The following is a 9,095-nucleotide window of genomic DNA, read 5'->3' as shown; positions in this document are numbered from 1 at the left end:
TCGGCGGGTTCGGCGCTGTGGGCGGAGGGGCCAGGGTTCCGCATCGACCTGGCCGATCCCGGCGCGGGATCCCGCGTTCGCGGGGATCTGCCGCGGCGCGTCGTCCTCGGGATCCGGCCCGAAGCGCTGAGGATCGAGCCGGCAGCGCCGGGCGAAGATGAGTGCGCCGGCGCGTCCGCGGGGGAGACGGGCGGGTCGAATGCCGTTCGCGGGCGCGTCGACCTGGTCGAAGTTCTCGGCGCCGACGCGCACATCCACGTGATCCTTGCGGGCGGGACGCGGTTGACGGTCCGCGCCCCTGGAGACGCCGGGCTGCACCCGGGGGACGTCGTGGTCGTGCGCGTCGACCTGCGGCGGGTGCACCTCTTCGACCCGGAGTCCGGCCGCGCGATCTGACGTGGCGTCAGCCCCCGGCGGGCGGGTCGCCCTCCGCCGGGCCGCCATCGGCGGCCGGATCGCGGTCGGTGGACGGAGCGGGGCGGGCGGGCCCACCGGCGCTGGCCCGCTTCGCCCCGCCGCGACCCGCCCGCCGCACGGCATCGCGCAGTAGGTACTCGATCTGCGCGTTCACGCTTCGCAGCTCGTCGGCCGCCCACTTCTCAAGCGCCGCGTACAGATCCGCGTCCAGCCGGAGCAGGAAGCGTTTCTTCTCAGCCATCCGACGTCACCGTCAGTAGAGGCTGCCGACGTTGACGACGGGCTGGATGCCGCGCTCCCCGACGATCGACACCATGAGATTGCTGATCATGGCCGCCTTGCGCTCTTCGTCGAGTTCCACGACGCCTTCCTGCTGCAGCTTCGCGAGGGCCATCTGCACCATGCCCACCGCGCCTTCGACCAGCGTCTGCCGCGCCGCGACGATCGCCGCCGCCTGCTGTCGCTGCAGCATGGCGCTGGCGATCTCGGGCGCGTAGGCGAGGTGGCTCAGCCGCGCCTCCAGCACTTCCACGCCCGCGGCGGCGAGCCGCTCCTGAAGCTCGACGCGCAGATCCTCCGCGACCTCGTCCGGGTTGCCGCGCAACGAGCGCTCCCCGTCGTTGTACGCGTCATACGGGTACCGGCTGGCGAGGTGGCGCAGCGCCGTCTCGCTCTGGATGGCCACGTACTGTTCGTAGTTGTCGACGTCGAAGACGGCGCGCGCGGCGTCCACCACGCGGAACACCACGACGGCCGCGATTTCGATGGGGCTCCCCGCCGCGTCGTTGACCTTCAGCTTCTCGCTGTTGAAGTTGCGCACGCGCAGGGAAACGCGGCGCTTGACGCTGAGCGGCGCCGTCCACCAAAAGCCGCTCCGGCGGATGGTGCCGGCATAGTGCCCGAACAGAATGATGACGCGCGCCTCGTTCGGTTGCACCGCGAGCAGCCCCGTGAGCACGACGAAGCCGGCGAAGAAGAGCACCCATCCGAAAGCGAATACGAGCCAGTGCTCCGTGTTCCCGCCCTGGACGATGAGCCACAATGCTCCACCCAAGGCCGCCAGGCCAAGAACCAGACCGACAATGCCGTTAGTCTTCCACGCTTCGCGATCCACCGCATGTCCTCCCAGTGACACCGTTGTGATGCCGTAATGATATCACATTGATGATCCGATGGGATGCATGTCTACGCGCCGACGGACAGGTGTAGCCTATGCCGTAGGGAGGGTTTGGCATGGAGATTCTGTCGATCAACCCCGCGACGGGAGAACGGCTCGCTTCATTTGAGGAGACCCCGGACGCGGAGGTGGAACGGGCCCTCGAGCAGGCGCGCGAAGCGTTCCGCCGCTGGCGGCAGGTGCCGTTCGCCGAGCGCGCGGCGCACATGCGCGCCGCGGCCGCGTACCTGCGCCAGCACAAGGCAGACCTCGCGCGGCTGATCACGTCCGAGATGGGCAAGCCCATCGTCCAGGCGGAGGCGGAAGTCGAGAAGTGCGCCTGGGCCTGCGATTACTACGCGGACAACGCGGAGGCGTTCCTCGCCGACATTCCGAAGGAGGGCAGCGGGCGCGCGGCGTACGTCGCCTTCCGGCCGCTCGGGCCCGTGTTCGCCATCATGCCCTGGAACTTCCCCTTCTGGCAGGTGTTCCGCTTCGCGGCACCAGCCCTGATGGCCGGGAACGTGGGCCTTCTGAAACACGCCTCCAACGTGCCGCAGTGCTCGCTGGCCATCGAACGCGTGTTTCGGGAGGCCGGCTTCCCGGACGGGGTCTTCCGCAGCCTCCTCATCAGCGGGCGCAAGGCGTCCGAGCTGATCGCGGATCCGCGCGTGGCGGCCGTCACCCTGACGGGTAGCGAGGTGGCGGGCCGGCAGGTGGCCGCGGCGGCGGGGCAGGCGTTGAAGAAGACCGTGCTGGAGTTGGGCGGCTCGGACCCGTTCATCGTGCTTGAAGACGCCGACCTCGACGCGGCCGCCCGCACGGGCGCCTGGGCGCGCAACCAGAACACGGGCCAGAGCTGCATCGCGGCGAAGCGTTTCATCGTCGTCGAAGCGGTGGCCGACGCGTTCGAGGAAAAGTTTTGTGAGGCGGTGGCGGAACTGCGCGTCGGCGACCCCATGGACCGCGAAACGCAGGTCGGGCCGCTGGCCCGGGAGGATCTCGTCGCCGCCCTCGACCGCCAGGTGCGCGCCTCGGTGGAGGCCGGCGCGCGGGTGGCCGTGGGCGGCGAGCGCATGCCCGGGCCGGGCTTCTTCTACCGGCCGACGGTGCTCCTGAACGTGGACCGCGAGATGGCTGTCGCCTGCGAGGAGACGTTCGGCCCGGCGGCGGCCGTCATCCGCGTGCGCGACGAGACGGAGGCCATCGACGTCGCCAACGCCACGAGCTACGGCCTCGGCGCCAGCGTCTGGACGGCCGACGAGGCGCGCGGCCGGCGGCTGGCGGCGCAGATCGAGTCCGGCTCCGTCTTCATCAACGGCATGGTCGCGTCCGATCCGCGACTGCCCTTCGGGGGCGTCAAGAACAGCGGCTACGGCCGCGAGTTGTCGGAGTTCGGCATCCGGGAATTCGTGAACGTCCAGACGGTGTGGGTCGGGCCGGCGAAGTAGGACGCGCGGTAGAACGCACGGTCACGGGGCATCCTACCGGAGAAGACGCGCGGAGGGAGGCGCAGTCCGCGTGGGCCGCGGCGGCGCTCCCGCCGCGAATCGGGAGGGTGCCCTGTGGGTTTGCTGGACTGGTTCGTCAACATGGTCATCGACTCCAAGATGAAGCGGATCATGAAGGAGCCGTACACCGACAGCCTCGTCAACACCCTGACGACGATGCAGAAGGTGAACGCCCGCATCCTCGTCGAGACGCTCATGCGCGCCAAGCAGGGCAAGGCTGTCGGGCGGCCGTTCGGCAGCGTGCTGCAGATGTCGCCGTGGGAGCACATCCTGCTCAGCCCGACGTACCTCACCCGCGTCCCGCCCAAGTACGGCACGCCCATCGACACGCGCGTGACGATCGGCCCGCGCGCGAAGAAACCGCTGCAGATCGAGATCCCGGTCATGGTGACCGGCATGTCCTTCGGCGGCGCGTTGAGCGTGCGGGCGAAGGTCGCGCTGGCGCGGGCGGCGTCGCGCGCCGGGACGGCCACGAACACCGGAGAGGCCTTCCTGCCGGAGGAGCGTCAGGCGGCCGACAAGCTCATCGTCCAGTACATCCGCGGCACGTGGCCGACGAGCTCCCAATACCGTTGGGATGAGCTTGAGCAGGCGGACGCGATCGAGATCCAGGTCGGCCAGGGCGCCCAGGCCGGCGTGGCCCAGACCACCCCGGCGAAGAAGATCCACGAGAGGATGCGAGAGGTCTACGGGCTGGACCCCGGCAAGGACGCGCTGATCGAGTCCCAGCTGGAGGGCGTGCAGGGCGCCCAGGATCTCGAGCGGCTCGTCAAGAAGCTCAAGGAACGCTTCCCCGTGCCGATCGGCTACAAGTTCGGGGCCACGCAGTGGATGGAGCGGGAACTTGAGATCGCGATCCGCGCGGGGGTCGACTACGTCGTCGTCGACGGCGCCGAGGCGGGCACGCACGCGGCTCCGCCCACGCTTGCGGACGACACCGGGCTGCCGACGTTCCACGCGCTCGTCCGCACCGTCGACTACCTGGAGCGGCGCGGCGTCCGGGGCGACATTTCCGTCGTGGCCGCCGGCGGGCTGCGCACGCCGGGCGAGTTCCTGAAAGCCATCGCGCTCGGCGCGGACGCGGTCTACATCGGCACCATCGCGGTGCTGGCGATGCTCGCCGACGAGATGGCCAAGACGGCCCCCGGCGAGCCGGCGACGCAGCTGGTCCTCCAGACCGGCTCGCAACGGCACGATTTCGATGTCGACCAGGCCGCGCAGAACCTCTACAACTTCTTCAAGGCGACGGAACAGGAGATGCGGCAGGGGATCGCCGCCGTCGGCAAGACGCGCGTCGCCGACCTCAAACGCGAGGATCTCGTCGCCCTGGACGATCGCATCGCCGAATTCGCCGGCATCCCGTCGGCATGGCGTCCCACCCCGCCGGTCCTCGGGCCCGGGGGAGAGCTCGTCCAAAAGTGGCTGGACGGGCGCGCCGCCTCCCGGGACGGTGCGCATGACGGCACCCTGCGCGGCGCCGCCGCGGCGGACCCGGCGCCACACGTGACCGCGGGCCGCGAGGCCTCCAGCCGCGACGGCGCGGCCGAGCCGGCGCTGACGCCGCGCTGAATCCGCTCCGCCTTGCCGGCGGATGCCGCTCCGCCCCGCCGGAGGTCGCCGCGACGAAGTCCCCTCGCGCTCCCTCGGATGCCCGAGGGGGCGCAAGGGGCCCGCTTCGTTCCGCCGTCCTGGATCACGGTCACGTTCCCGCTCACAGGTGCGCCAGCTCGGGCACCTCGTTCGCCTTGAGCAGCCCGCCGCGCGCCTTGGGGTACTCCGGCATCACTTCCGCCACCGGCACGTCCACGATGGTGGGCCGGCCCTCCTTGAAGGCGCTGCGGAAGCCCTGCGCGATGCGGTCGCGCAGCTCCGCCGGCCGGTTCACGCGGTAGCCGGCGCCGCCGCACGCCTCGGCGAACGCCGCGAAGTCGGGGCTGTGGCACGCCGCGCCGTGCGCGTCGAGCCCCATCCGCATCTGCGCGTGCTTCTCTTCCGCGTAGGAGCCGTTGCGGAAGACGAGGCAGAGGACCGGCAACTCGTGCTGCACGGAGGTGGTGAACTCCGCGAGGACCTCGCCGAGGCCGCCGTCGCCCGTGACGGCCACGACCTGCCGCTTGCGGTCCACGAGGCGCGCGGCGTAGGCCGCGGGCAGGGCGAAGCCCATGCTGCGCCAGTGGCCGGAGACGAGCGGCGTGACGCGGCGGGCCTTGAGCCCCGAGCTCACCCAGAACGTGTTGTCGCCGACGTCGAGGCACAGGATGGCGTCGTCTTCAAGGTGTTGTCCCAGCGCCTCCACGACCTCGCCGGGGTGCAGCGCCGCGGCGCCGTCGCCCGTTACGCGGCGCTCCAGCTCCGCGTGCCACTCCGCGCGCGCCTCCTGGATCTCCGCCCGCCACTGCGCGCGCTCGCCGCGCTCCACGCGCTGGGCCAAGGCCTCAAGGGTCGCGGCCGCGTCGCCGGCGAGCCCGATGTCCACGGGGAAGGTCATGCCGACGTGCTGCGGCGAGCGGTCGATCTGGATGTACGTCGCGTCCGGCGCGTAGGTCGGCTGCCACCAGGTGGTGCCGACGACGAGCACGACGTCCGCCTGCCCAAGGAGCCGCGCCGCCGCAGGCGTGCCGAACTCCCCGACGACGCCGGCGTTGAGCTCGTGATCCCACGGGATCATGCCCAGCGACGGGAGCGTGTGCGCGATGGCCGCGTCGAGCGTTTCCGCCAGCTTCAGGAGCGGCTCCACCGCCCGCGCGGCGCCGCGCCCGGCCAGGATGACGGGCCGGCGCGCCTGGCCCAGCCGCCGCGCCGCCTCGTCAACCGCCTCGGACGGCGCGGGTCCGGCCGGCGGCGCCGCGTACGGCGGACGCGGGTAGAGCACGGAGGCCACCTTTTGCTGCTGGATGTCCTTCGGCAGCCCGAGCCGCGCGACGTCGTGCTTGTCCGCCGCCGAGCGCAGCGCTTGGTACAGCACCTGGGGCGCCTGCTTCGCGTCCGAGAGCGTGTGGTTGTACGCACCGGCCGCTTCGTGGAACACGAGATCCTGGTCCATCACCTGCGGCCAGCGCGTGCCCAGCTTGGACGCGTCGTCCTGGCCGGTCAGCGCCAGCACCGGCGCCCGGTCGAAGTGGGCGTCGTAGACGCCGTTGAGGAGCTTGACGCAGCCCGGGCCGCCGTCGGCCAGGCACACGCCGACCTGGCCCGTCAGCTTCGCGTAGGCCGACGCCATGAACCCCGCCGCGTCCTCCTGCCGCACGCCGACGTAGCGAACCTTGTCCTGCTTGCCCAGCGCCGCCACGAGCGGGCCGATCGAGTCGCCGACGACGCCGAAGACGAACGGCACGTCCCATTTCGCGAGCTGCCGGACGACATGTTCCGCGACCGTCGGTTCCATACGTCCACCGCCTCCTGGTGAGGGATCGCACTGCAGGGGGTAGTATTTGCCGGAATCGCGAAGCGGAGACGGGTGAGGCGGCGTTGACGGAATCGCCTGCGTGGCAGAAGATTCGAGTATCGAAAGATCGGCCGTTCCCGATCCCCGAACCCGATCGAGGCGACCATCAGGCGAAGGGGCGTCGACCTTGGCTCAGAACGTCCAGACGACGAATCAGATCACGGGCGAGCGGCGCTGGTGGGCGCTGGCGGCCGTGATGATCTCCATGTTCTTCTCCTCGCTGAACCAGACGTCGGTGTCCACGGCGATGCCGACGATCATCAGCGACTTGAACGGCTTGCACCTGTACGCGTGGGTGTTCACGGCGTACATCCTCACCTCGTCCGTCACGGTGCCGCTCTACGGGCGGCTCTCCGACATGTACGGGCGCAAGCCGTTCTACGTCTTCGGCCTGCTCGTCTTCGTCGCCGGCTCAGCGCTCGCCGGGTACGCCCAATCGATCGGCATGCTGATCGCCGCCCGGGCCATCCAGGGCATCGGCGGCGGGGCGATGCTGAGCATGCCCCGCGCGACGATCGGCGACATCTTCACGCCGCGCGAGCGCGGCCGCTGGATGGGCCTGATCATGGGCATCTTCGGGCTGGCCAGTCTGGTCGGTCCGGCGTTGGGCGGCTGGATCACGGACCACCTCAGCTGGCACTGGGTGTTCTTCATCAACATGCCGGTGGCCGTCGCGGCGCTGGCGATGGTGCTCTATGCGCTGCCGACGGTGCGCACCGGCGTGCGGCACCGCGTCGACTGGACGGGCAGCGTCCTCCTGGCCGGAGGTCTGGTGCCGATGCTTCTCGGCTTCACATGGGGCGGCACGACGTATCCGTGGGGATCCTGGCAGGAGATCGCGCTCTTCGCGGGCGCGGCGGCGATCCTCGCGCTCTTCGTCTGGAACGAGCGGCGCGCGGAGGAGCCCGTCATCCAACTGGAGATCTTCGCGAACCCGACGTTCGCCGCGACGATCGTCATCAGCCTGCTCGTGATGATGGCGATGTTCTCCGCGAACATGTTCCTGCCGCTCTTCGTCCAGGGCGTGCTCGGCATCTCGGCACAGAACGCCGGCTTCATCCTCACGCCGATGATGCTGAGCTTCGTCGCGGCGAGCATCGTCGCCGGGCAGGTGATGACGCGGACCGGGCGCTACAAGGTGATGGCCCACATCGGCGGCGCGGTGCTCGTGGCGGGCGCGTTCCTGATGACGCGCCTGTCCGCCGGCTCCACGTGGGGTGAGGTCGTGCGGGACATGGTCCTGCTCGGCCTGGGCATCGGCACGCTGATGCCGATCATGGGCACGGTCATCCAGAACATCTTCCCCTACCGCATGCTCGGGCAGGTGAACGCGACCCAGCAGGCCGTCAACACGCTGGCCGGCGCCATCGCCGCGCCGGTCCTGGGCACGGTGATGGCCAACCGCTTCGCGGAACGGCTGCCCCGCCTTCTCCCCGACGCGCTGAAGCAGTGGATGGCGCGCGCGCCGGCCGACCAGCGCGCCGCCCTGGGCGATCCGCAGGGCCTCGTCACGGCGGAAGCGCAGGCCGCGCTGCACCAGAAGTTCGCCGCGCTCGGGCCGCAGGGGGAGACGCTTTACCGCGGGTTCATCGAGGCGGTGCGCCACGCGCTGGCGGCCGCGATGACGGAGCTGTACGTCGTCGCCCTCGTCGTCGCGGTCCTGGCCTTCTTCGCCACGTTCTTCCTTCGCGAGGTGCGGCTCAAGCACGAGGAGTTCTTCGCGGAGGGGCGCGCCGGCGGGGGTGTGCGCGCGGAGGCCGCGCGTGCGGAAGGCGCGCAGACCGTGTCCGCCGACTGACGCCGCGCGGACGCGCCCCGGCATGCCGCGCGGACGCGCCGCGGAATGCCGTGCTGAGGCGCCGCGGGACGACGCGAGGGCGACCCGGTGGGCGGAGGGCGCCCCTGGACTCGTATAATGCGGGAGTGGAAAGGGGACGAGCCGTTGAAGACGCGTGACGTCGCTCTGGTGGCTCTGTTCGCCGCGCTGACGGCCGTGGGGGCGTACCTTTCGGTGCCGAACCCGTTCGCCGCGGCCGTGCCGTTCACACTTCAGGTGTTTGCCATCTTCCTCGCCGGTTCGCTGTTGGGGGCGAGGCTCGGATTCTGGAGCCAGGTCGCGTACCTGGCCATGGGCGCGCTCGGCCTGCCGGTGTTCGCCGGAGGGGCGGGCGGTTTCGCGCACCTCGTGGGGCCGACGGGCGGCTACCTCCTGTCGTTCCCGCTGCTCGCGGGTGTCGTGGGGCTCCTGTCCCAGGGCGCCCGGGTCGGCTTCGGACGGCTGGTCGTCGCGGACCTGGCCGGGCTCGCCGTCAACTTCGGGCTCGGCGTGGCCGGTCTCGCGCTGTTCGGCCACATGGCGTGGGGGGCGGCGATCGGCGTCGCGGCCATGTACCTGCCGTACGATGCCTTCAAGGCGGTGCTGGCGGCGGCGATCGCCGTCGCGGTGCGGCGCGCGGTCAGCGTGCCGGCCGTGGAACTCTCGCGTTGACGCAGCCGGGGCGGGGGGGGGGGGCGCCCCCCCCCCCCCCCCCCCCCCCCCCCCCCCCGCCCCCCCCCCCCCCCCCCC

General features: G+C 71.1%; 7 protein-coding genes and 1 pseudogene. 5 read left to right on the top strand and 3 right to left on the bottom strand.

The window, feature by feature from the left end; translation table 11 throughout:
- Positions 1-396, top strand: a 396-nt coding sequence (locus IRZ18_06835; GenBank protein ID MBX5476821.1) for a TOBE domain-containing protein, incomplete at its 5' end; no start/stop codon positions are given.
- Between the two features lie 7 nt (positions 397-403).
- On the opposite strand, the gene IRZ18_06830 is transcribed toward IRZ18_06835, so the two are convergent.
- Positions 404-658 carry a hypothetical protein gene (locus IRZ18_06830; protein ID MBX5476820.1) on the bottom strand — a complete coding sequence of 85 codons (255 nt, stop codon included), beginning with the start codon at positions 656-658 and terminating at the stop codon, positions 404-406.
- 12 nt (positions 659-670) lie between these two features.
- Positions 671-1,531, bottom strand: a complete 861-nt coding sequence (locus tag IRZ18_06825) for an SPFH domain-containing protein (protein ID MBX5476819.1) — start codon at positions 1,529-1,531, stop codon at positions 671-673.
- Positions 1,532-1,650: 119 nt separating this feature from the next.
- Between IRZ18_06825 and IRZ18_06820 the strand changes: the two genes are divergently transcribed.
- A complete protein-coding gene (locus IRZ18_06820; GenBank protein MBX5476818.1) occupies positions 1,651-3,024 on the top strand; it encodes an NAD-dependent succinate-semialdehyde dehydrogenase in 1,374 nt (457 codons plus the stop codon).
- 141 nt (positions 3,025-3,165) lie between these two features.
- A pseudogene (locus IRZ18_06815) lies at positions 3,166-4,443 on the top strand (FMN-binding glutamate synthase family protein).
- A 352-nt stretch (positions 4,444-4,795) separates the two neighbouring features.
- On the opposite strand, the gene IRZ18_06810 reads toward IRZ18_06815, so the two are convergent.
- Positions 4,796-6,469: a thiamine pyrophosphate-binding protein gene (locus tag IRZ18_06810; GenBank protein MBX5476817.1), complete on the bottom strand. Its 1,674-nt coding sequence runs from the start codon at positions 6,467-6,469 to the stop codon at positions 4,796-4,798.
- Between the two features lie 118 nt (positions 6,470-6,587).
- Here IRZ18_06810 and IRZ18_06805 point away from each other — a divergent pair, with 118 nt between their 5' ends.
- Both IRZ18_06805 and IRZ18_06800 read left to right on the top strand, forming a co-directional pair.
- On the top strand, positions 6,588-8,327 hold the full coding sequence (locus tag IRZ18_06805) for an MFS transporter (protein ID MBX5476816.1): 1,740 nt from the start codon (positions 6,588-6,590) through the stop codon (positions 8,325-8,327).
- A 144-nt stretch (positions 8,328-8,471) separates the two neighbouring features.
- A complete protein-coding gene (locus IRZ18_06800) occupies positions 8,472-9,017 on the top strand; it encodes a biotin transporter BioY (GenBank protein ID MBX5476815.1) in 546 nt (181 codons plus the stop codon).
- The last annotated feature ends 78 nt before the right edge of the window (positions 9,018-9,095 follow it).

The sequence above is a fragment of the Clostridia bacterium genome (assembly GCA_019683875.1).
Lineage (GTDB): Bacteria > Bacillota > Sulfobacillia > RBS10-35 > Bu92 > Bu92.
The sequence above is the reverse complement of the archived record's forward strand: the minus strand, read 5'-3'. Positions and strand labels throughout refer to the sequence as shown.